Origin of the sequence: Halococcus sediminicola (assembly GCF_000755245.1) — an archaeon.
GTDB classification, from domain to species: Archaea; Halobacteriota; Halobacteria; order Halobacteriales; family Halococcaceae; genus Halococcus; species Halococcus sediminicola.
Genome location: NZ_BBMP01000016.1, coordinates 1 through 914, shown reverse-complemented (window position 1 = coordinate 914; position 914 = coordinate 1). Strand labels below are relative to the sequence as shown.

Genomic DNA, 914 nt, shown 5'->3' with positions numbered 1-914 from the left:
TTCGAGTACGGGTTGGCGGGTCCGGAGGGGTTCGAGGAGACGGTCGCGCGCACGCTCAAGCAGGTGTTCTTGCTCGACTGTCTCACCCGTACCGAGGGATTGACTCCGGTTGACCTCCACGAGCGGCGGATGTTGGAAGGCGAACTGGGGCTGGATTTCGCGGCACTCTATCCGCAATCGCTGGCCGAGCAACTCGAAGCGTACCTGGCGATACCGTACGCGACGGTCGCCGAGCACGTGCCGACGTGGAAGCTCACGGCCAACGTCGCGGCGACCCCTGCGAGCATCGAGAGCCTGCCGTTCGTCGTCGCCGACCTCGCCGTCGTTCGGTCCCCACGCGCACGGGACGTCTCGGTATCGAACGTTCGGGCGACCGCGCTCGATACGTTCTTGCGTGGCGATGGCACGCGAAGCGTCGGTGCGCAGTCCGGCGGCGATGGCGCGTACGTCCAGCCGCCCCGAGCCAATTCGTTGGAGCAGACGTGGGTGGGAGAGGGGACGCCGCTGGGTGCGAGCAAGGCGTCACTCGCAGCATACAGGAACCGCTTGGAGCGCACGCCGGTCGTGGGCGACATCGCAATCACGGTGGTCTGTAACGACAGCGAGATGGACGACGAACGCGCCGTCGAGGCGAGTTATGGCGAGCGGGCGGACCTACCCTTCGAGGTGAGCGTCGAGCGCGACCTCACGACCGCCGAGTTCGCGGACGTGCTCTCGGAGCGAACGGATTTCCTGCACTACATCGGCCACGTCGATAGCGAGGGGTTCGCGTGTGCCGACGGCCGCCTCGACGCACGAGAACTCGATTCAGTGGGGATGGACGCCTTCTTGCTGAACGCCTGCCAATCGTATCGACAGGGGATGGCGCTCATCGAGGGTGGAGCCATCGGCGGGATCGTCACCCTCTCGGACAT

At 65.9% G+C, this 914-nt stretch carries 1 pseudogene; it reads left to right on the top strand.

What is annotated here, in order from left to right:
- Positions 1–914: pseudogene (locus ACP97_RS20175) on the top strand (hypothetical protein); the annotation flags it as partial.